The sequence below is a fragment of the Blochmannia endosymbiont of Camponotus quercicola genome (genome assembly GCF_059935335.1).
In genome coordinates, this window is sequence record NZ_CP011794.1 from 314,937 (window position 1) to 338,318 (window position 23,382).

General features: G+C 30.8%; 18 protein-coding genes and 1 pseudogene. 15 read left to right on the plus strand and 4 right to left on the minus strand.

Features of this window, described 5'->3' with window-relative positions; all coding sequences use genetic code 11:
• Window positions 1-69 precede the first annotated feature (69 nt).
• From recD to map, 4 genes are all read right to left on the minus strand, one after another.
• Complete coding sequence (recD, locus tag CBquer539_RS01380) at window positions 70-1,974, minus strand: exodeoxyribonuclease V subunit alpha (RefSeq protein ID WP_500836672.1); 1,905 nt, start codon at window positions 1,972-1,974, stop codon at window positions 70-72.
• Between the two features lie 259 nt (window positions 1,975-2,233).
• Complete coding sequence (gene recB / locus CBquer539_RS01385; protein WP_500836673.1) at window positions 2,234-5,773, minus strand: exodeoxyribonuclease V subunit beta; 3,540 nt, start codon at window positions 5,771-5,773, stop codon at window positions 2,234-2,236.
• Between the two features lie 350 nt (window positions 5,774-6,123).
• The gene (gene dapD, locus CBquer539_RS01390; protein WP_500836674.1) at window positions 6,124-6,945 is read right to left on the minus strand and encodes a 2,3,4,5-tetrahydropyridine-2,6-dicarboxylate N-succinyltransferase; all 822 of its coding nucleotides are present in this window, start codon (window positions 6,943-6,945) and stop codon (window positions 6,124-6,126) included.
• Between the two features lie 397 nt (window positions 6,946-7,342).
• Window positions 7,343-8,137 (minus strand): type I methionyl aminopeptidase, encoded by a 795-nt coding sequence (gene map / locus CBquer539_RS01395; protein WP_500836675.1) that lies wholly within the window; start codon window positions 8,135-8,137, stop codon window positions 7,343-7,345.
• A gap of 284 nt (window positions 8,138-8,421) precedes the next feature.
• Here map and rpsB point away from each other — a divergent pair, with 284 nt between their 5' ends.
• From rpsB to rnhB, 15 genes and pseudogenes are all read left to right on the plus strand, one after another.
• The gene (rpsB, locus tag CBquer539_RS01400) at window positions 8,422-9,102 is read left to right on the plus strand and encodes a 30S ribosomal protein S2 (protein ID WP_500836676.1); all 681 of its coding nucleotides are present in this window, start codon (window positions 8,422-8,424) and stop codon (window positions 9,100-9,102) included.
• A gap of 110 nt (window positions 9,103-9,212) precedes the next feature.
• Window positions 9,213-10,019, plus strand: a complete 807-nt coding sequence (gene tsf, locus CBquer539_RS01405; protein ID WP_500836677.1) for a translation elongation factor Ts — start codon at window positions 9,213-9,215, stop codon at window positions 10,017-10,019.
• Window positions 10,020-10,241: 222 nt separating this feature from the next.
• Window positions 10,242-10,967, plus strand: coding sequence for a UMP kinase (gene pyrH, locus CBquer539_RS01410; protein ID WP_500836678.1), 726 nt, complete (start codon window positions 10,242-10,244; stop codon window positions 10,965-10,967).
• Window positions 10,968-11,054: 87 nt separating this feature from the next.
• On the plus strand, window positions 11,055-11,621 hold the full coding sequence (gene frr / locus CBquer539_RS01415) for a ribosome recycling factor (protein WP_500836679.1): 567 nt from the start codon (window positions 11,055-11,057) through the stop codon (window positions 11,619-11,621).
• A gap of 101 nt (window positions 11,622-11,722) precedes the next feature.
• On the plus strand, window positions 11,723-12,916 hold the full coding sequence (gene ispC / locus CBquer539_RS01420) for a 1-deoxy-D-xylulose-5-phosphate reductoisomerase (protein ID WP_500836680.1): 1,194 nt from the start codon (window positions 11,723-11,725) through the stop codon (window positions 12,914-12,916).
• Window positions 12,917-13,074: 158 nt separating this feature from the next.
• Window positions 13,075-13,833, plus strand: a complete 759-nt coding sequence (uppS, locus tag CBquer539_RS01425; protein ID WP_500836681.1) for a polyprenyl diphosphate synthase — start codon at window positions 13,075-13,077, stop codon at window positions 13,831-13,833.
• A 33-nt stretch (window positions 13,834-13,866) separates the two neighbouring features.
• Window positions 13,867-14,726: pseudogene (locus tag CBquer539_RS01430) on the plus strand (phosphatidate cytidylyltransferase).
• A 38-nt stretch (window positions 14,727-14,764) separates the two neighbouring features.
• A complete protein-coding gene (gene rseP / locus CBquer539_RS01435; protein ID WP_500836682.1) occupies window positions 14,765-16,138 on the plus strand; it encodes a sigma E protease regulator RseP in 1,374 nt (457 codons plus the stop codon).
• A gap of 87 nt (window positions 16,139-16,225) precedes the next feature.
• On the plus strand, window positions 16,226-18,607 hold the full coding sequence (gene bamA, locus CBquer539_RS01440; RefSeq protein ID WP_500836683.1) for an outer membrane protein assembly factor BamA: 2,382 nt from the start codon (window positions 16,226-16,228) through the stop codon (window positions 18,605-18,607).
• Between the two features lie 70 nt (window positions 18,608-18,677).
• A complete protein-coding gene (locus CBquer539_RS01445; RefSeq protein ID WP_500836684.1) occupies window positions 18,678-19,178 on the plus strand; it encodes an OmpH family outer membrane protein in 501 nt (166 codons plus the stop codon).
• A 3-nt stretch (window positions 19,179-19,181) separates the two neighbouring features.
• The gene (lpxD, locus tag CBquer539_RS01450) at window positions 19,182-20,213 is read left to right on the plus strand and encodes a UDP-3-O-(3-hydroxymyristoyl)glucosamine N-acyltransferase (RefSeq protein WP_500836685.1); all 1,032 of its coding nucleotides are present in this window, start codon (window positions 19,182-19,184) and stop codon (window positions 20,211-20,213) included.
• A gap of 99 nt (window positions 20,214-20,312) precedes the next feature.
• A complete protein-coding gene (fabZ, locus tag CBquer539_RS01455) occupies window positions 20,313-20,768 on the plus strand; it encodes a 3-hydroxyacyl-ACP dehydratase FabZ (protein WP_500836686.1) in 456 nt (151 codons plus the stop codon).
• Between the two features lie 4 nt (window positions 20,769-20,772).
• Window positions 20,773-21,561 (plus strand): acyl-ACP--UDP-N-acetylglucosamine O-acyltransferase, encoded by a 789-nt coding sequence (gene lpxA, locus CBquer539_RS01460; RefSeq protein WP_500836687.1) that lies wholly within the window; start codon window positions 20,773-20,775, stop codon window positions 21,559-21,561.
• Between the two features lie 3 nt (window positions 21,562-21,564).
• Window positions 21,565-22,710, plus strand: a complete 1,146-nt coding sequence (lpxB, locus tag CBquer539_RS01465; protein WP_500836688.1) for a lipid-A-disaccharide synthase — start codon at window positions 21,565-21,567, stop codon at window positions 22,708-22,710.
• Between the two features lie 34 nt (window positions 22,711-22,744).
• The gene (gene rnhB, locus CBquer539_RS01470; RefSeq protein WP_500836689.1) at window positions 22,745-23,356 is read left to right on the plus strand and encodes a ribonuclease HII; all 612 of its coding nucleotides are present in this window, start codon (window positions 22,745-22,747) and stop codon (window positions 23,354-23,356) included.
• The last annotated feature ends 26 nt before the right edge of the window (window positions 23,357-23,382 follow it).

Consider the following 23,382-nt stretch of genomic DNA (forward strand, 5'->3'; position numbering starts at 1 on the left):
ATATATAACAACTTAAAACTATATTGAGATACTGTAAATATAAAATATAAAAAACTTTAGTTTATTAAATTACGTGATATTATATAATTTTTTTATTTTATCATATAATCCGCTGTAACGTTGTGTGAGTAGATTAACACTACGTATTATTACATGATCTGTTGCATATAAAGAAATATATCGACGAGCTCTAGTGACAGCAGTATATAATAATTCTCGTGTTAGTATTGGTATATGTTTATTAGGTAATACTATTGCGATATCTTGAAACTCAGATCCTTGTGCTTTATGTATAGTCATAGCGAAACAAGTTTCATATTCTGGCAATTGATAGATTTGTACAACTTTTATACCACTTTCTGGTAACAGAAAGTGCGCAGACAGTTTGTTTTGATCATTCAACAACAACACCCCAACATCCCCATTATATAATCCTAATGATGGTTTGTTGCGTAGTATGATAATAGGCCTACCTATATAGTCACCAGAATTATGTAATTGTATCAGTCCTTGTTCACTTAATATTTGCTCAATATAATAATTAAGTTTTATCACTCCAAATGGTCCATCGCGTAATGCACATAATATTCGATAATGATTGAAAATTTTTAAAATATTTGTTGTCACTATTTTAGTGTGTTGTAATTTTTGTAAATAGTTTGAATATACTATCGCACAATTAACAATCATAGTTATATAGCTTTCTTTTGTTGTAAAGTAGATATAACATAAATCCTTGTATGCGTTTGAATTTAATAATGATAATACACGATTATAATCTCCTGAATTTATAGCACCAGCTAGTTGGTTAATCCCTGAATTTTCATGAAATCGATAATTTTTCTTGAGTATACATGTGCCGTCAATAATACTATTATAATTATCCTGTGTAGGAGATGATTCAGAAGGACATAACATAGGTAATATGTAACCTGTAAGATCTATAAGTTCTTGGTAACGTTTACGAGAATAATGAAAGTTAGCAAAGCGGCATACATCTTTAAATACAGATCCAGGTTCTACCGAACATAATTGATATTGATCACCAAAAAAAATAACTTTTGTTTGGGGCGAAAGCATTAAAACCAATTGAGCTAGCATAGATAGACTGACCATAGAAGCTTCATCAATGACCAGGAGATCTAAATGTATAGGATTTAAATAATGGTGTTGGATGTTTTTTCTATGTAATCGTGTTCCTAGTAAATTATGTAAAGTAGTTGCTTTTTCTGGTAAATTGCATAAGAAACTCTTTTCTAATTGTGGGATATTACTTATTGTTGTTTTGAAAGATTCAGTTAAGAGAGCTGCAGCTTTTCCCGTTGGAGCAGTTATCTTGATGTTTAAGTTACTATTGTCACTACATAATAACAGTGCTGCTATTATTTTAGCTATAATCGATGTTTTTCCAGTCCCAGGCCCCCCAGAAATTAATGCTCTTTGATGTGTGATTCCGATAGCAGTAGCTATTTTTTGCCAATCAATTTCTGTACAAATTGTAGGAAATAATTGATTTAATGCATAAATTATTTTTTCTTTTTGAAAAACATTTGATTGATGTTTACAACTAAAAAATTGCGCAACTACGCATTCATCTTTCCACATGTGATGTAAATACAAACGCTCGTCTTCTAACACCAACGGAGCGATCCGTGATCCATTGCTGACTGCAGGACAAGAAAGTAATAATTCTTGCCAATCGGCTATCGACATGTGTCCTATTTTTTTGCATACCGTATACGTTAATTCAGGATAGTGTCCTTGGAATAATCTATCGGGAGTAAGCAAGCATAAAGGCAAACAAATATGGCCTGATCTAACGTTAGCACTTAGGGTTGCGCTAGCTAAAATTAATGCTTCTTTTTTGTGATATCGATGATCATCAGAAATGGGCAGAGTCAACACATCGGCAAATTGTATGTCTAATGAATGCCACAGTCCTAATTTTATCATTTTTTTGACAACATCTTTCATGGTACTTACTATTTTACAATTATAAATATTATATTATGTATCAAAAAAATAAAACACACTGCATAACTTTTAGTTAAAAATAAGTGATCATTGATTATTTAAATTTTATTACGATAACTTATGTGTACACCAATCAAAGATAAACAATTTACTTTATCATAATTATATAGTTTATTTTGTTTTATTTTTTTATAATAAACAGGCATGTTAATCTTTAACATATTACATCACGTTTGTGCTATTTCATTTAAATGTGTTGTTATTGTTTAGAAAATAAATTGTCTAATTTATTAATAAATATCGATGATGGACGAAAGAAATAAATACCATTACTGACTGGTGTTCCATCCATGCCTCGTATAAATAAATAATACACTCCTCCGAAGTCTTTCTCATAATTATAAGATACGAGTCTATTACGTAAAAACCGATGTAATGCTAAGGTATAAAGTTGATATTGCAATTCATAACGATGTTGAATCATTTCTTGTGTCATTTTGGAATAAACATAAGCATCATTATTTTTTCCTAGCCAATTAGTTTTATAGTCTAACAAATAATACTGTTGATTCCAACGAAAGACTAAATCAATAAATCCTTGTAGCATTCCTTTTATATCTAAAAAAGTAAGTGATGAAGATTTATATGACAAAGGATCATATTTTTTACATAAATGATCTAATTCTTGTGACGTTAAATGAGTATCAATAGGTAAATAAAATTGAAGCTCAGTTTTCTTATTTTTAGGTATTATCTGAGCAAGAGTTAAATTATCCTTATTAAGCGGTGTATTGAGTACTATATATATCCACTCTCGAATGACAAATCCCCAAATAGGATCAATATTATATTTTGCCATGTGTAGATATAACCATTTCATATCTACAAGTTTTCTAAAATCTAAAACTTGAAAGATACTGTGAAAAAAATTTCCGCATACTTTTCCTTTAGGAAAAGTATGCGATGTTAATGGAACATCACTTTCTTGACACTGAATATCTTCATTAATGTTTAATCGTTTCCTCCAATCCAAACATGTTATTATATTCGTATGTTTTAGCGCACTAAAACTTGTTATACTCCACGGAATAATATTTGCCGCTCTTTTCTTCCATTTTCTTGCAAATAAGCACTGATCGGGTGTAATGGATGGTTCAGGACAAAGCAGCTTCTGTGTTTGTGAAATAATATGAAAAGAAATATCACCATTTGAATCAATGATGAGTTTTTTCAAGTGTTTCCTTAATGTTTCAGCATTTCCAGAAGCTTTGTTTTGGATTAAATATCCTAGGGCGCTGTGATGTACATCGTTGTTGGTATTAGATTTATTTTTATATCGGCGGCGTACCACTGGTCCAATGCCTATAGAGCAATGATAAATACTACGGGTTATTGCTACATATAATAGTCTTAAATCTTCTGATAAACGTTCTTCATATGACAATATTAAATTTGATTCCGATGTATTAAAGTTTAAATGAGTTTTATATGATTTCCTATTATGAAAAAAAGGATTTTTTTTATAATTAAAATCCGCTACAAATGGTAAAAATATTAATGGAAATTCTAATCCTTTAGATTTATGTATTGTGCTAATTTTTATTAATTGATGGTCATTGCCCAATCGTACAGTTTGATCGGATATTCTTTTGTTTTTGGGTTGTGTTATCTTGAATATTAGCCATTCCATGAGCGCATGCTCATCTTGTAACTGTCTTGAAGTATTTTGCAATAATTCAGCTAAATGTAAAATATTTATTAAACTATTTTTACCTGTTTGTACAGATAATAACTTTTCTGGTGTTTTATAATAAAAAATTATTTTTTGTATCATCAGGTACACACCTTGTTTTTTCCACACAGAATAATATTCATAAAATTCTTCAAGTGTTTGTTCCCATTCACATTCATTATTATTAATACATGCAATATCAGCGGCATTTAATCCAAAGAAAACAGTTGTTAAGGCAGTACAAATTGTACGGCGCTCTGGAAATAAGATTGCTTGTAATAGTAACGATAATTCATAAGATTCTGTTGTTTCAAAAATATTTTTATAATTAGATAAAAACGCTGTTGATATATTTACTTTGGATAAAGCAGAACTAATAAGTGCCGCTTCTTCATGATTTCGTACTAATATAGTTATATCTGATGTTTCTAATTTTCTTTTATGTTTTTCATCTTCTAACCAAGCGGTCCCATTACGTATTTCATATAATAAATTATATAAAATATTAGCACACTCTTTTGCCATTGCTTTTTTATAGTCATCTATTGTAACGATATCATCAGGATGTAACCAAAAACACATAGCTGTTTGTAATTTATTATTTATCAAAAAACGATACATATTGTTTTTTTTGGCAGCTATTGAAGGAATGAAAGGAATGTCTTTAAAAATGAATGGATTAGAGACCAACTGAAACAATTGGTTAATAGCATTAACTATACCTGATGAAGAACGCCAATTAATATTAAGGTTATATTTATTGCGTATTGTTCGGCGTATTTTCATATATGCAAATATATCAGCGCCACGAAAGGCATAAATTGATTGCTTGGGATCTCCTATTAAAATAAGACCATTTTCTGAATAATTATTATAGAGTGCGTGAAAAATTTTAAATTGCTGCTCATCTGTATCTTGAAATTCATCAATAATCGTTACTGGATAATATGTTCGTATAATACTAGCTAGTCTATTTTTTTTATCTTCAGTTAAATTATAAGCTAGCACATCAACAAGGTCATTAAAAGTGATTTCTGATCTTAAGTGTTGAGTGCTGCTTAAATTTTTACGTACTTCATTTATTGTGATATCAAATATTAATGTTTTAAATGATAATAATTGGTAATGTAATTTTTCTATCGAATTGAATAAGGCATACATATCTCCAGAGTTTTGATCGTTGTATATCTTTAATTCTGTTGTTCTAAAACGTTTTAGATCATTAGGTGTAGTATGATCAATTGTTGGCTGATTAACCCATTGATTAATTCTATCTATCCAACGTGTTAAGTTTTTTTCATTATATATTCTGCGATTAATGTCATAAGAATGTATGGTAGTAATTATATTACATTTATTTTCATACCACTGTTTTTTAATATTATTAATATAATTAATAATTTTTTCATAATAAGTTACGATATTTTTTTTTTCTTCATGCGTATCGAAATAATCAATACTAAGCTTAGGTCCACATATATAAGGAAGGATATCATTTAAAAGTGCACTTGGATCTTTCCAATATTCTTGAATTAAGCTGATTATATTCAATGGAAGTGAATAAAAGTTTCTTCTCCAAAAATCAGTACACACTTGTTGGTATAATGTTGTTTCATTCTCAATAATATTTATATCAAATAGCATGTTCAATTCAATTGTATTATGGTTTAAAATATTTTGACAAAAACTATGAATGGTGAATATAGATGCTTGATTTATTTTTTTTTCTGCTTCAAATAACTGATGTATGGCTAGATCTATATTATTTATTTGTAATAACAATTTAGAAAATAAAAAATTATTACTATATCCACGTATGCAATCTAATCGAAATTGATGGATATTTTCTCTTATACGATAACGCAGCTCTTGTGTTGCAGATTTAGTAAAAGTCACTACGAGGATTTCTTTGACAGTTAAAGGACGAGAAAAATCTGATTTATTCCCCAAACATAACAATAATCTAAGATAAATTATTATAAGAGTATATGTCTTACCAGTTCCCGCTGAAGCTTCAATTAAACTAATACCATACAAAGGTAATTCTAAAACGTTTAAGTTGTACATTATGGCTATTGTTTATATCCAATCAAAAACATGCAAATTTATAAATTTTTTTATTAAAAACTATACGTTATAGTTTTCTCTTTAATAATATATAAAATGATGCGATAATAGAACTAAATATTATTTACTTATAAAATAACTAGCTAATTATTCTTGGTAATAAAAGAAATATCTCTTTATCTATTATTTATGGATTAACTATTATTCATTAAATTTATACATATAAATTTAATGAATAAGAATAAAATTATTCTGAAGTACAAACATCAATGATATTTATAATAATATTAAAAATGACACAATAAAACATCCTATAGAATAATAAAGACTTTAAATAAGTAAAAAATGTTTTATATGTCGCGTAATAAATCATTTATCTTAACTTTATTTTTCGTTTTAGAATCGACTTTTTTTACTATTACCGCGCAGTAAGTGTTAATACGACCATCTTTAGATGGCAGACTTCCAGGAATTACAACTGAACCAGCCGGTATACGCCCATAGTAGATATTCCCGCTATCCCGATCATATATTTTAGTGCTTTGACCTATAAATACTCCCATGGAAATCACAGAACCTTTTTCAACGATCACGCCTTCTACAATTTCAGAACGAGATCCAACAAAACAATTATCTTCAATGATGGTTGGATTAGTTTGAATGGGCTCTAAGACTCCTCCAATTCCAACGCCTCCAGATAAATGCACATATTTTCCAATTTGTGCGCAAGACCCAACTGTAGCCCAAGTATCGATCATTGTTCCTACATCAATATAAGCACCAATATTTATGTAGGAAGGCATAATTACTGTATTATCAGCAATATAAGCCCCATAACGTATGGTAGCTGGTGGAATGATCCGCAATTTTTTATTTTTAAAACGTGTGGCATCCCATCCGGAAAATTTCATAGGAAATTTGTCAAAAAAACGAGCATTTCCCCAAGTTATCAATTGATTATCCATAGTATAAAATGAAAGCATAATTGCTTTTTTTAGCCATTGGTGAGTAACCCATGTGTTATTAATTTTTTCTGATATACGTAATGTCCCGTTATCTAACTTATCCATAACCTCTTGAATGGCGTTATTTATAGTAGAATCAACGTTGTTTTGTGAAATATATTCCTTTTTTTCAAAAGCACTTTCTATTATTGTTTGTAGCTGATTCATGTGTTTTGTATCCATAATTATATAGTTTATTTAAGATTTTGTTTTTTATTAATTTTAAAATACTTTTTTATTTAAGTAAATTTACATCATAAAATTCTATGACTGATGATTGTATCTTCGTGTTATAAAGTGACAATCTAGATAAAGGACAATATTGATGTCCTAAAAATAGAATTTATTCATATTTGAAAGGCAAGTACATACCAATAGTTAAGTGTTAGATTTTAATGTTTTATCATATTAGTTTATGTATATGAGAATATGTGTATTAGTAATGCATTTTGTTAAGGAATAGATATTTTAATGTGTTTGTTCTAAAACGATGAACACTACAATTTTTTTTTACACTAATGCAAATATTTACGTAAATATTTGCATTAGTGTAAAAAAAATACTATTAATGGCAGTGGCAAATAATTGATGGGAAGGATTCATCAGAACGTAGCGTTAATACTTCGCACCCATTTTTTGTAACCGCAATAGTGTGTTCGTATTGAGCAGATAAATTATGATCTTTTGTTCTTACCGTCCATCCGTCATTATCAGTATAAATATGGCGAGTACCTGCGTTTATCATAGGTTCTATTGTTAGTGTCATCCCGGATTGCAATATAACTCCTTCATCATCAGTATCATAGTGTAATACATGGGGAGCCTCATGAAAAAATTTCCCAATGCCGTGGCCGCAATATTCTCTTACTACTGAAAAATTCTGTTCTTCAACAAATGTTTGAATAGATTGACCTATTTTTCTCAAACGAATCCCTGGCCTAATCATACGCATTGCCAAATAAAGACTTTCTTGAGTAATATTACATAATCGATGCCCTAACTTTGTTGATTGACCAACGATGAACATTTTAGAAGTGTCGGCATATAATCCGTCTTTAATTACTGTGATGTCGATATTTATAATATCGCCTTCTTTCAATTTATGTGCATTGTTTGGAATACCATGACACACTACATCGTTAATTGAGGTGCAAATAGACTTAGGAAATCCATGATAACCAAGAGGGGCAGAAACAGCATGTTGCGTTTGCGTAATATAATTGTGACAGATGGTATCTATTTCTCCAGTACTAATTCCAGGTTTCACATAAGATTCAATCATTTCTAACACTTCTGCAGCTAGTTTTCCAGCAATGCGCATTTTTTCTATATCTGTAAGTGTTTTAATAATAATCTTCATAATATATTATAATTTTTTAATGGACGCATACATAATGTTTACGTTTAATTGAAACAAATTACATGAACATTAATTTTGTATCTATACGTATCGTTAGTAAATAGGCATATTTTATTTGCAAATATATGTTAATTATTTCTTTATTTTAGTTTATTGTAGAAACTATTCTTCGTGCTTAATTCATCGAAATTATTATAACATGTATTATATAATCTATCTATATTTAGATATCGATAACTATTAATATTATAAGTAATTTATTTAACAATCAATCGAGGTGTATAATGGAAAAACTTTCTATGCGAGATATGCTTCAAGCTGGTGTTCATTTTGGTCACCAAACTCGTTATTGGAATCCTAAAATGAAACCTTTTATTTTTGGTGTTCGAAACAAAATACATATTATTGACTTGGAAACAACTATCTTAATGTTTAAAAAAGCTTTAATTGAACTCAATAAAATTGCTTCACTAAAGGGAAAAATTTTATTTGTAGGCACCAAACGCGCAGCTAGTGAAGCCGTAAAAAAAACAGCATTGGCCTGTAATCAATTTTTTGTTAATAACCGTTGGTTAGGTGGGATGTTAACTAATTGGAAAACAGTACGTCAATCTATAAAACGTCTAAAAGATTTAGAAACTCAATCTCAAGATGGTACCTTTAAGAAATTAACTAAAAAAGAAGCATTGATCTTGAATCGAGAACTGATTAATCTAGAAAATAGTTTAGGAGGTATCAAAAACATGGGTGGACTTCCAGATGCAATTTTTGCCGTTGGAGCAACACATGAACATATTGCCATAAAAGAGGCAAATAGTTTAGGGATTCCGGTCTTTGCAATAGTTGATACCAACTCTAACCCAGACGGAATAGATTTCGTTATTCCAGGAAACGATGATGCTGTACGTGCAATCAATTTATATTTAAATATAATATCTAATACAATGAATATGAATTGCATTTAGTAATCAGCATAATTAATGCTACATATAAATTGTATTAATAGTTAAACATGTGGAAATTATATTCCTTATATATATATTCTTAATACGACGATATTATTATGAAAGAAAAAATGATTAATATTAATAATGATTTAATTAAAGAATTACGTAAACGTACTAGCATTGGTGTTGTAGAATGTAAACAAGCTTTAATTAAAGCTAATGGAGATCTTGAATTAGCTATAAATAACATGAGAAAATCTGGTCTAAAAACTGCTCACATAAAATCTGGACGCACAACATCGTCAGGTCTAATCGTGGTAGAAATTACATCCAACAGACAATACGGCATCATGATAGAAATAAATTGTGAAACTGATTTTGTAGCTAAAGATAGTACTTTTCAAGAGTTCGCTAAAACTGTTACTATTACAGCATTAAACGAAGAAATTAGCAATATTGATATATTAAAAACTAGATTTGAAGAACAACGTTCTAATTTAATCGCAAAAGTCGGGGAAAACATAAATATTCGCAGATTCATTGCATTAACGGGCGATTTTTTAGGATGTTATGTACATAGATCAAAAATTGGTGTAATAGTGACTGCTAATGAACATGTAACTACAGATTTAATAAAACATATTGCTATGCATATTGCAGCTAGAAACCCTAAGTATATCAACGTAGATGATATTCCGGAAGACATAGTGATTCGTGAAAATCGTGTTCAAATGGAAATTGCCATGAGATCTGGAAAATCATATAAAATTGCAGAAAAAATAATCGAAGGGCGCATGAATAGATTTATAAATGATATTGTATTAACAAAACAAAACTTCATAATGGACGTTAATAAAACAGTGGAACAATTATTCACTGAGCATCACGTTAGAATTAATAATTTTGTTCGTTTTGAACTAGGTGAAGATATGTGAATTAATGTTTTATATTATTAATATGGTCGTTACTCACTTCACACAGATCATCATGGTTTTTTTGAGTGATATATTAATTACATTCAATCCTTTAACAATAAAACCGTACTAATTATACTGGTTAAATTGGAATAGTTATTGACATGCATATTGTACTTTCATATTTTAGCTTAAGTTAGTATTTGCTTCTGTTTATGCCATTTTTTGTGAGGAATATAATTAATGGTAACTTACACGAAACCAATTTATCGGCGTATCGTACTTAAAATGAGTGGAGAAGCTCTACAAGGCGCTGAAGGTTTTGGAATCGATGCCACTGTATTAAATCGAATGGTTATAGAAGTTAAAGAATTAGTTAACATAGGCATTCAGATAGGCATAGTCATGGGAGGTGGCAATTTATTTCGTGGCGCTGGATTAGTGAAAGCCGGTATGAACCGTATAGTAGGAGACCATATAGGTATGTTAGCTACTATAATGAACGGATTAGCTATGAGGAGCGCATTGCATCGCGCTTATGTTCATTCCCGTTTGATGTCAGCTATTCCACTCAATGGGGTATGCGATAATTATAATTGGATAAAAGCTATTAATTTACTATCTAATAATTGGGTAGTGATTTTTGCAGCTGGAACCGGAAACCCTTTATTTACTACTGATTCTGCAGCTTGTTTACGTGGTATTGAAATCAAAGCAGATGTAGTACTTAAAGCAACTAAAGTAGATGGTGTATTTTCTACTGATCCAATCCAACATCCTGACGCTACACTATATGAACAATTAAGTTATCAGGATGTATTAGAGCGTGAGCTAAAAGTTATGGATTTAACAGCATTTACGTTAGCACGAGAACATAATTTACCAATACGCATATTTAATATCAATAAACTTGGAGCATTAAAAAGAATAATAATGGGATATAAAGAAGGGACTTTAATAACTAAATAATTTAAAAAAAATTCCAAGCTTAAAATGAATGCATAAACTTATATAAATTGATTTTTTAATTTAACAACACCAGCAGGGGTATATGATGTGATTAATAAAACGAACAATATTTATAGAGATTCAGAAATACATATGAAAAAATGTATTGAAAACTTTAAAATGAGTATCAATAGTATTCATATAGGACGTGTTTCTCCAAATATATTAAATAATATTCGAGTAGATTACTATGGAATATCAACTCCATTGTCTCAATTAGCGAATGCTGTAGTGGAAAATCCGCGTACGTTAGCTATTACAGTATTTGATCATCAAATGATCAAATCAACAGAAAAAGCTATTTTTATGTCTGATTTAGGATTAATTCCTGTTTCTTATGGAAATATTATTCGAGTTACTTTACCTTCATTAACTGAAGAACGGCGTCATACCTTAATAAAAATGGTACGCGCTGAATCAGAAAAAAGTAAAATAGCCGTGAGAAATATACGTCGTGTTGCCAACGATAAAACTAAAATTTTACTTAAAAACAAAGATATTAGTGAAGATGAAGAGCATTTTTTTCAAAATGAAATTCAAAAATTAACTAATATTTGGATTAAAGAAATTGATATTATTTTAATGGAAAAAGAATCAGAATTAATGAGATTTTGAATATTAAATTATATACATGATAGATGTTATCCATATACGTATTAACAATAAACAACAAAATTTTAATTTCTATAACTAAGCGAGTAATTTGATTTATACATATGCAATCCGTGACAATTCTAGGTAGCACTGGAACTATTGGGAAAGCTACCCTTTCTGTAATACGACAACACCCCGATAAGTTTTTTGTACATTCATTAGTTGCTAAAAATAATGTCTCCGCAATGACAGAACAGTGCGTCACTATGCACCCCAAATATGCTTGTATGATGTGTGAATATTCCGCACGAGTATTGAAAAAAAATCTAATAACAGCTGGAAAATATGATATTGAAGTATTATCTGGAGTAATAAATGCCTGTGAATTAGCAGCAATCGATGATGTCGATATGGTGATGTCTGCTATAGTTGGAATTGCTGGATTAAAACCTACTTTTTCTGCATTACGTGCTGGTAAAAAAATATTGCTGGCAAATAAAGAAACTTTAGTTACTTGTGGAAAATTATTTATGAACGAAGCCAAACGATATCGTTCCCGTATACTGCCTATAGACAGTGAACATAACGCAATTTTTCAAAATTTACCAATAACATGTCAGAAAAATTTGGGACATGTTTCTTTATCTGAATGCGGGATATCTCGTATTGTATTAACAGCATCTGGAGGAATTTTCTTAAAAATACCACAAAAAAAATTAACTGCAATGACACCAGAGCAAGCTTGTGTGCATCCTAATTGGTCCTTGGGCCGTAAGATATCAGTGGATTCTGCTACCATGATGAATAAAGGATTAGAATATATTGAGGCGCGTCATTTATTTAATGCTGCACCTAATGAGATAGAACTTTTATTACATCCTCAGTCTATGGTCCATGGTATGGTATACTACAAAGATGGAAATATGTTAGCGCATTTAGCGTCTCCAGACATGAGAATTCCTATTGCGCACGCAATGGCTTATCCTGATAGAATTGGATTGAAAATCTTATCTGATATAAACGTACATTGTCTGAATAAATTACATTTTGATCAATTGGATAGTCGAAATTATCCGTGTTTACAATTAGCAATAGACGCTGATAATTGTAGTCAAGCAGCAACTATTGTTTTAAACGCGGCAAATGAAGTTGCTGTAGAAGCGTTTTTACATAGAATGATTTCTTTCACCGAAATTCCTGATGTCATTAGTCGTGTACTTGATGAAATAAATTTAGATGACCCTGATGATGTAGAAGATATTTTACGTATTGACCAAAAAGCTCGTGATAAAGCAATATCTATATGTGTTATCTAATATATATATAGTGTTACCTTTAAGAAATTATCACATTGTTACATGTATAGTATCAAATTTATAAGAAAAAACTAATTAATTTATAATTACAGTATTAATTATTATAAATAATATTTTTTGCTTAACATACAGGTATTTAATTTGGAAAATAAATAAGTGTGATATTATTTCAACATAATCAAGATCTTAGCACTTTTTCATCTAACTTATTACCACGCCATGTTGCTATTATTATGGACGGTAATGGTCGTTGGGCAAAAACACGAGGGAAGCTACGTATTGTTGGACATCAAGCTGGATTTAACGCGGTTCGACGTGCTGTTCATTTCGCTGTTAATTACAGATTTGATGCGTTAACTTTATATGCATTTAGCAGTGAAAACTGGAAACGTCCTGATAAAGAGATTGATTCCTTGATGCAGTTGTTTTCTCATGCGCTAAATAATGAAATAGATACACTACACAAGTATAATATTAAACTAAGAATTATCGGGGATATTAATCGATTTTCTATGGAATTACAAAAAAATATACGCCGTTCTGAAAAATTAACTTCCAATAATAATGGACTTACGCTTAATATTGCTGCAAATTATGGAGGAAGATGGGATATTATCCAAGGAGTCAAACAACTTGCCACGCAAGTACAGAAAGGAACATTAAGCCCTAACCAAATTGATGAAGATGCTTTATGTAAATGCGTGTGTATGAATGAATTAGCTCCAGTAGATTTGGTTATCCGAACGGGAGGAGAGCATCGTATCAGTAATTTTTTGCTTTGGCAAATAGCGTATGCTGAATTATTTTTTACAGATGTATTATGGCCTGATTTTAATGATGTTATATTTAAAAACGCACTAAATACTTTTATAAAACGAGAGCGCCGATTTGGGAATAGTAGCGCTGCATCTATTTAATTTCAATAAAATACGCAAATTAGGAGAAAATATGTGTTAAGAAATCGTTTAATTAGTGTGTTTATTTTGATTCCTATTACCATTTTTATGTTATTTTTATTGCCTATCATACAGTTTTCAATTTTTGTATTTATCGTTTGTTTAATTAGTGCATGGGAATGGGGGAAAATAATGCATTTTCCCACTTATATGCACCGAATGTGGATATGCGTTATATTTGGGTTATTGTGTATTACAATGATGATTGTTACATCACAAAGCTATTTATATTACAATAATTGGCATATTTTTTGGTATGTTTTCGGTAGCGTTAGTATAACATGGTGGATATTAGCATGTTTGTTAATATTATCTTATCCTGATTCTGCTATTTTCTGGAAAAAGTCTAATATATTGCGTTTTTTTTTGGAATATTAATAATTTTACCATTTTTTTGGGGGATATTAACGTTGCGTCAGTTTCATCACATCAACGATAACATCATTGGTGCGTGGTGTTTACTATACATTGTGGCATTAATTTGGGTTAATGATTCGAGCGCATATATCATCGGTAAAACATTAGGTCGACGTAAATTATTAAAAAATGTATCTCCTAGAAAAACTTGGGAAGGATTTATTGGGGGTATATTGATTTCAACAGGAATTTCATGGCTATTCAGCAAGTATATACCAATACACATGATAAATCCATTCGTTATATTTATTTATTCTGTAATCGCAATTATAGCTTCTATAATAGGAGATTTAACTGAAAGTATGTTTAAGCGAGAAGCTGGTATTAAGGATAGTGGAAGTTTAATCCCTGGGCATGGAGGCATCTTAGATCGAATAGATAGCTTAGTTGCTGCAGTACCTATTTTTGCTTGCCTACTATTATTAAGTCTATATTAATATTATTATTATGAAAGAATAGAGAATTCATAAAAATCATGTCATTACATTTTCTTTGGAATTTAGCTGCATTTATCTTTGCGTTAGGAATACTCATTACAGTGCATGAATGCGGACATTTTGTAGCAGCACGTTTTTTAAAAGTAAAAGTGGAGCGGTTTTCTATAGGATTCGGTCCTGTTTTGTGGAGTTGGCGTGATACACATGATACTGAATATGTGATTTCCGCGATTCTTTTTGGTGGATACATTAAATTATTTAATACTCGAGAACAAATAATATCTTGTAATCAAGAACATAATAGTTCATTTGAGAGTAAATGTATTTGGAAAAAAAGTGTTATTGTCATCTCGGGGCCTATTTTTAATTTTATTTTTTCTATTGTATCATATGCGTTAGTTTTTATGATAGGCGTGCCTATTCACAAACCAATAATCCATTCCATTATACCTAATTCTATTATTGCTCAATCAAATATACCATCTGGCATGGAAATTAAATCAATTAACAATATTCCAACCCATGATTGGGATACAGTACGCTGGGAAATTGTTAATAACATAGGTAAAGAAAAAATTATTATTTCTGCAATGCCAATAAATAGCGCATGTATAAAAACTTATACTATTAATTTATCTCATAACTGGTTTAATCAATCTGTTAATAATAAAGATCCTATAATAGCATTGGGTATCATTCCTTTTAACGCACATGTATCGTTAATATTATCAGAAATTAAAGCCAATTCTGCTGCACAACGAGCTGGTTTTAAAATTGGAGATAAAATAATTTCAATTGACGATCAATTATTACATAATTGGGAGTCATTTGTTAAAACTATTAAAAATAATCCAGAAAAAACGTTTAAAATCACTGTAGAACGAAATAATAAAATACTAAATTTAAATTTAACACCAAATAAAAAATATTTAATTCATTCCGATAAGGTGGAAGGAATCATAGGTGTTGCACCTCAGATTGTTTGTATCCCAACAGAACATCATGTAATCCGTCAATATGGATTATATCCATCTATACTAAAAGCTTGCGAAAAAACTTGGAAATTAATATGTCTGACAACTAACACATTATTTAAATTGATTACCGGAGATATTAGGATGACTCATCTTGGTGGGCCAATTGCAATAGCGCAAGGAGCGGGTGAATCAGCTCAATCTGGGGTAATTTACTATCTCATGTTTTTATCTTTAATAAGTATTAATTTAGGAATTGTTAATTTATTACCTTTTCCAATATTAGATGGGGGGCACCTGTTTTTTCTTATGATAGAAAAAATAAAAGGAAAATCAATATCCAAAGAAATACAGAGTGTTGGTTATATCATTGGATCTATCATGTTGACGTTAATAATGTGCTTAACGCTTTTCAACGATATATCTAGACTATGGTAATTAACAATGAAATTCAACTGAAAAGTTTAAAATAATAACGATGAGATGAAAAGAATATTTATAGCATTCTTATTGATAATTAGCGATATGGCACACAGCGATGATACCATCATAAACAAAATTTTTTTTGATGGATTAAAAAGAATTTCTGTAGATACAGTACTGTTTAATTTACCGTTGCAAATTGGAGCCGTTATTAATGATGAGGATATTGCGAATAGTATTAAAATGTTATTTTCTACAGGACATTTTGAAGATATCACAATATCTAGTGATGAGAAAGGGACTATTATAATTCAGGTAAAAGAACGCCCAGTGATTGATAATATTAGTTTTCATGGAAATAAAACAATTAAAGAAGATGAAATAAAACACGCATTAAATATAAAAAAAATAAAGTCAGGTGAACCATTTAATGAATGTTCTATTTTTGAAGTAAAACGAGAATTGGAGAATTTATACCATAACTTTGGTAAATTCACAGCTATAATTAATATTGTAGTTACGCCGTTATCAAGAAATCGTGTTAATTTGGAAATAATATTTATTGAAGGTAAAACCACCAAAGTACAACGAATTAATATTTTTGGTAATCATGCATTTCATACAAAACAATTATTATCACAATGTAAATTACATAGAAAAATTTTATGGGGAAATATATTGTCTCATCAACAATATCAACAACAAAAATTATTCCACGATTTAGATAAATTGCGTAGTTTTTATTTAAACCGTGGTTACGCTAAGTTTCATATTAATGAAACGCAAATTGATTTAACATCAGATAAAAAATATATTTATCTCTCTTTATATATTACTGAAGGCATGCAATATGCATTTGATTCTGTAGCATTCTATGGGAATGTATTAGATTATTTCCCTAACATTAAGGAATGCGTTAAAATTTCTCCTGGAGAATTATATAGTAATGACAAAATTCGAGAAATAGAATACAACATACGATATATGTTGAGCAAGAATGGCTATATTCAACCGGTCATATCAATAAAATCTGATATGAATGATACGAATAAAACAGTAAAATTATATGTATATGTTGATATAGGACGTCATTTTTATGTACGTGAAATACGATTTGAAGGCAATAATATTACTAAAGATGAAGTAATGCGAAGAGAAATACATCAACTAGAACAAATGCAATTAGATTATATCCGTGTTATTCAGGATCAAGACCGACTTAAACGTCTTTGTTATTTTAAAACTGTAAACGCTCAAATTGAGCACGTATCAGATACTTTAAACCAAATTGATATTGTTTATAATGTTGAAGAACGCAATACTGGCAATTTAAATTTGAGCGTTGGATTTGGAACAGAAAGTGGTATAAATTTGCAATTCGGAATGAATCAGGAGAATGTGTTAGGTTCCGGAAATTCTATATCTATTATTAGTACTAGAAATCATTATCAAACTTATGCTGAAATATCAGCTATAAAACCCTACTGTGGTATCAATAATGTTAGCATAGGTGGAAAAGTGTTTTTTAATGACTTAAATACTAATAATACGAGTTTTTCAGATTATAATCTGAAAAATTATGGCATGAATATTAATTATATATATCCACTTATTGAGTATAATACGTTCAATATAGGATTAAATTATGTATCTAATTATTTAAGTAAAATCGTCCCTCAAGTGGCGATATGGCGTTATCTAGAATCTAAGAGTATGTATTCAAAAATGTTGATTAATAATAAATTTTTTGATAACGCTATTGATTTTCGTGCGAATGATTTTCTATTAGTTTCAGGATGGACCTTTGATAACTCGAATCATGCTTTTTTTCCTACACATGGCGTACATGCTAATGTGTCAGGTACATTGACACTGCCCGGATCTAATAATCAATATTACAAAATTGTAGTTAATGGTATCAGTTACATACCTTTGGATCAACATTATAATTGGATCCTAATGAGCTCCATATATGCCGGTTATTCTGGAAGCATACATAAAAAAGAAAGTCCTTTTTATGATAATTTCTACGCCGGCGGTATCGGAACAATACGTGGATTTAGATTAAATAGCGTAGGACCAAAAGCTGCTTATTATCGTTGTAATTATTCTAACCAAGATTATGCTGAATGTGCAATAAAAAACTCTCAATATTCTGTTGGTGGAAATGCGATAACTCTTTTTAAAACCGAGTTAATCATTCCTATTACATATTTGAAAACACAATATTCTGATGCTGCACGTATTTCTCTTTTCTTAGACACGGGCACTGTATGGGATACTTTTTGGAAAAATACTGAAGCGACACGAGTAGCTGGTATTGTAGATTATAGTGTTCCCACTAATGTTCGTATATCTAGTGGTGTAGCATTGAAATGGATATCTCCGATTGGACCAGTGATTTTTTCTTATTCGAAATTAATAAAAAAATATCTTGGAGATGTAGAAGAACCATTCCAATTTAGTATTGGAAAAACATGGTAAGTTTAGATGCTTACAGGAATAATAAATATCTTATCGAAATAATACATTTTATTAAATTAAGAGGTTTACAGTGAAAAAGTGGACATATATATTGAGCTTAGTTATGTGGTTAATACAAGTCAACCCTGTCGATGCCATGGATAAAATTGCGATAGTTAATATTTCCAATATCTTTCAACAATCTTCAGAACGCGCAAAAATAATTAAACAACTTGAATATGAATTTAAAGATCGTGCTAGTGAATTAGAAAATATGGAGCATGATCTACAAATGAAAATACAAACATTGCAACAAGATGGCGCTACCATGAAAGCAATCGAACGCAGTGAACTAGAAAAATCACTCATAAGTCAACGTGAGATTTTTTCTAATAAAGCTAAAGAATTTCAACAAGAGAATCATTCACGTCAAACAGAAGAAAGAGATAAAATTCTTAATATAATTCACAATGCGGTAGCAAGTGTCGCTAAAAGAGAAAATTACGACATAATAATTGACGCCAATGCCATAGTATATCACAGCGCTCATATTATGGATATTACCAACTCTGTAATGAAACAAGTTGGATAAGTTATGAGCGCGATGCGGCTAGCTGATTTAGCACAGCAGTTAGATGCTAAATTATATGGCGATGGAAATATTATCATTACTGGTGTTGCTTCTATAAATAGCGCGCGAATAGGACATGTTACTTTTTTAAAAGACCAGAGATTTTTAAAACAACTAAGTTCTTGTCATGCTTCAGCAGTAATTCTATCCCAAAATAATTTAATTTTCTGTGGGGCTGCTGCGTTAGTAGTAAAAGATCCTTATGTTGCGTATGTTAAAACAGCGCGATTAATGGATACTACCCCTAAACCAGAAAAAAATATCGCATCTGGAGCAATAATTGCTCCAGATGCGATATTAGGGCAAAGAGTAGGAATTGGTGCTAATGCAATTATAGAATCTGAAGTAATTTTAGGTGATGATGTAATAATTGGTCCTGGCAGCTTCATAGGAAAAAAAACAAAAATTGGAACAGGTACGCGTTTATGGGCTAATGTCACTATACACCATGAAGTAAAAATTGGTGAATTCTGTTTAATACAATCTGGAACTGTAATTGGTTCTGATGGATTTGGATATGTTGATGACCATGGTGTTTGGACCAAAATTCCTCATTTAGGAACAGTAAAAATTGGAGATAATGTTGAAATAGGTGCTTGTACTACTATTGATCGCGGAACATTAGATGATACTAAAATTGAAAATGGAGTAATTATTGATAATCAGTGCCAAATTGCACATAATGTCACAATTGGAGAGCACACAGCAATAGCAGGTGGTGTGATCATGGCAGGTAGTTTAACTATTGGTCAGTATTGTATGATAGGTGGAGCCAGTGTGATTAACGGTCACATAAATATTTGTGACAGAGTCACAGTAACGGGAATGGGGATGGTAATTAAACCAATAACAAAACCTGGTATTTATTCATCAGGTATTCCTGTGCAACCAAATACAGTATGGTGGAAAACTGCCGCATTGGTCACGCGAATTAGTAGTATAAATAAACGTATGAAAACTATAGAGCAAAAATTAAAAAAAATACTGTGCCTATAATTTTTAAGATAATTAGGACAGTTTATCCTTTATCCTGTTAGGATGAATAGGATAAAGGTCATTAAAATGACTTATTATCTTAAATAGGAATAGAAAATTTTGATTACTAATACTTGTGTTTTGCGTATTGAGGAAGTTTTAGAACTATTACCGCATCGATTTCCATTTTTGCTAGTTGATCGTGTACTAAATTTTGAAAAAGGAAAATTTTTAAGAGCGGTAAAGAATGTTTCTTTTAATGAACCATTTTTTCAGGGTCATTTTCCAGGGAAACCTATTTTTCCTGGAGTATTAATTTTAGAGGCTATGGCTCAAGCTACAGGTATATTAGCCTTCAAAAGTACAGGAAAATTAGCCCCGGGTGAATTATATTATTTTGCTGCTATTGATGCAGCTCGATTCAAGCGTCCAGTACAACCTGGTGATCAAATGATACTTGATGTTGAATTCGTTAAAGAAAGACGCGGTATCGCGCGCTTTAAGGGAGTAGCTACAGTAGACGAAGAAATGGCTTGTGAAGCATCAATGATGTGCGCTCGTAGAAAGGAAATTTAAACTGATGATTCATCAATCTGCTATTATACATCCTAGTTCTATAATAGAAGAAGGAGCTATCATTCATGATAACGTATATATCGGACCATTTTGTTTTATTGGAGCACAAGTTGAAATAGGGGCGCGAACTTTGCTGAAATCTCATATTGTAATAAATGGCATTACTCAAATTGGTCAAGACAATCAAATTTATCAGTTTGCTTCTCTTGGCGAAGTGAATCAAGATTTAAAATATGCAAGAGAATCTACGCGTATAGAAATTGGTCATTATAATCAAATCAGAGAAAGTGTTACTATTCATCGTGGTACCATGCAAGGCAAGCAAGTTACTAAGATAGGAAATAGCAATTTATTCATGATTAATGTGCATATTGCTCATGATTGTGTAATAGGAGATCATTGTGTCATGGCTAATAATGTTACTTTAGGCGGGCATGTAAGAGTAGATGATCACACTATTATCGGGGGAATGACTGCAATTCACCAATTTTGTCTTATTGGAACGCATGTTATGATTGGCGGATGTTCTGGTGTAGTTCAAGATATTCCACCATTCATAATAGCCCAAGGAAATCACGCGACACCGTTTGGATTAAATATTGAAGGTTTAAAACGACGAGGTTTTAGTCGTTCTGTCGTACATGCTATTCGAGATGCTTATAAAATCTTATATCGTAGCAACAAAACTGTTGAATCGGCCAAAGTAGCTTTAAAACTATTAGCAGTAGAACATCCGATTATCAATGAATTTTTAGATTTTTTAATATGTTCTCAGAGAGGAATTATTCGTTAACAAATGTCTGTTAATCGTACTATTATTATTGGTATAGTAGCCGGAGAAGCTTCTGGAGATGTTTTAGGCGCAGGACTAATTCGTGAATTAAAAAAATACTTAAAAAAAGTGTGTTTTTTTGGAATTGGCGGGCCCTATATGCAATCTGAAAATATGAGGTCTTGGTATAATATAGAAGAATTGTCAGTTATGGGTTTTGCTGAAATTATTATGAAATTACCACGACTATTATACATTCGTAGAAATCTAGCTCGTAGATTTTTAAATTTAAAACCTGATGTTTTTATTGGTATAGATTCTCCGGATTTTAATATTTCTTTAGAAAACCGTTTGAAAAAGCGTGGGATCCGCACGATTCATTACGTTAGCCCATCAGTATGGGCATGGAGAAAAAGTCGTATTTTTACGCTTAAAAAAGCCACTGATAATATTTTGGCAATCTTGCCTTTTGAAAAAAAAATATACGATCATTTCAATATACCATGTCAATTTATTGGACATGCGTTAGCAGATCAAATACCACTTGATCCAGATAAAGCATCTGCTCGCCAGAAATTAGGTATCCCGCATAACGTATGTTGTTTAGCCATACTACCAGGAAGCAGAATCAGGGAAATTAAAATGTTAGCGCAGGATTTTTTAGTATGCGCTGAATTATTAAAAAATAATTTTCCTAATCTTGAAATTTTAGTGCCATTAACTAATCAAACGTCCGTACAACAATTTATTAGTACTGTATCAACATCAATCAAATATCGTATATTAAATAACCAGGCGGCATGGGAAATAATGATGGCGGCAGATGTTGCTTTGATAACCGCTGGAACGGCAACTTTAGAATGTATGTTAGTCAAATGTCCGATGGTTGTGGCTTACCGCATGCATCCCTTAACATTTATGTTAACTAAGTATTTAATAAATATTTCTTGGATATCGTTACCTAATTTATTAGCAGGCTATGAATTGGTAAGAGAATTCATTCAAAACGACTGCCGTCCTGAAAATTTAGCGAAAACATTGATTGATTTACTAAATGATGACAACAATCAACATATAATATTACAAAAAAAATTTAGACAGTTGCATTGCAGTATTCGATGTAATGCAAACGAGCAAGCAGCTCATGCAGTTTTAAGGTTAATTGGATAACGGCGATGTTATTCATCATGCAGGCATAAAGTTAATGAAACATCAAAAACATTATTTGTCAAAAAAAATAAAGTTAATTGCAGGAGTAGATGAAGCAGGATGTGGATCATTGGCCGGATCAGTAGTAGCCGCTGCGGTGATATTACACCCAATACAATCAATTCGTGGTTTAGCGGATTCCAAGGCATTAAATAAAAATAAACGATTTAATTTATATAAAAATATTGTTAAAAATGCATTAGCTTGGAGTATTGGCTGCGCCAACGTTGCAGAAATTGATCGTTTTAATATTTTACAGGCTCGTTTATTAGCAATGCAACGAGCAGTACAGAATTTATCTGTTACACCAGATTTAATTTTAATAGATGGAAATCATTCTCCAGGATTTACAGAAATACCTTATCAATGTTTTATCAAAGGAGACGCTCGAATAACGATTATAGGCGCAGCTTCCATTATAGCTAAAGTTACTCGTGATCAAGATATGATAATATTAGACATGCAACATCCAGAATATGGATTTGCTCAAAACAAAGGATACCCTACCTCTTTTCACCTAAAACAACTAGCATTGTACGGTCCTATCTCGCATCATCGAAAAAGCTTTGCTCCCATAAAACATATAATTTCTGATGTCAGTAGATAACTCTGCTCTGTATTAATCTTTCCAGG

Excerpts from the sequence above, each read along its gene's own strand:
- recD (WP_500836672.1), bottom strand. The coding sequence starts at position 1,974 with ATGAAAGATGTTGTCAAAAAAATGATAAAATTAGGACTGTGGCATTCA.
- recB (WP_500836673.1), bottom strand. The coding sequence starts at position 5,773 with ATGTACAACTTAAACGTTTTAGAATTACCTTTGTATGGTATTAGTTTA.
- dapD (WP_500836674.1), bottom strand. The coding sequence starts at position 6,945 with ATGAATCAGCTACAAACAATAATAGAAAGTGCTTTTGAAAAAAAGGAA.
- map (WP_500836675.1), bottom strand. The coding sequence starts at position 8,137 with ATGAAGATTATTATTAAAACACTTACAGATATAGAAAAAATGCGCATT.
- rpsB (WP_500836676.1), top strand. The coding sequence starts at position 8,422 with ATGGAAAAACTTTCTATGCGAGATATGCTTCAAGCTGGTGTTCATTTT.
- tsf (WP_500836677.1), top strand. The coding sequence starts at position 9,213 with ATGATTAATATTAATAATGATTTAATTAAAGAATTACGTAAACGTACT.
- pyrH (WP_500836678.1), top strand. The coding sequence starts at position 10,242 with ATGGTAACTTACACGAAACCAATTTATCGGCGTATCGTACTTAAAATG.
- ispC (WP_500836680.1), top strand. The coding sequence starts at position 11,723 with ATGCAATCCGTGACAATTCTAGGTAGCACTGGAACTATTGGGAAAGCT.
- rseP (WP_500836682.1), top strand. The coding sequence starts at position 14,765 with ATGTCATTACATTTTCTTTGGAATTTAGCTGCATTTATCTTTGCGTTA.
- bamA (WP_500836683.1), top strand. The coding sequence starts at position 16,226 with ATGGCACACAGCGATGATACCATCATAAACAAAATTTTTTTTGATGGA.
- lpxD (WP_500836685.1), top strand. The coding sequence starts at position 19,182 with ATGAGCGCGATGCGGCTAGCTGATTTAGCACAGCAGTTAGATGCTAAA.
- lpxA (WP_500836687.1), top strand. The coding sequence starts at position 20,773 with ATGATTCATCAATCTGCTATTATACATCCTAGTTCTATAATAGAAGAA.
- lpxB (WP_500836688.1), top strand. The coding sequence starts at position 21,565 with ATGTCTGTTAATCGTACTATTATTATTGGTATAGTAGCCGGAGAAGCT.
- rnhB (WP_500836689.1), top strand. The coding sequence starts at position 22,745 with ATGAAACATCAAAAACATTATTTGTCAAAAAAAATAAAGTTAATTGCA.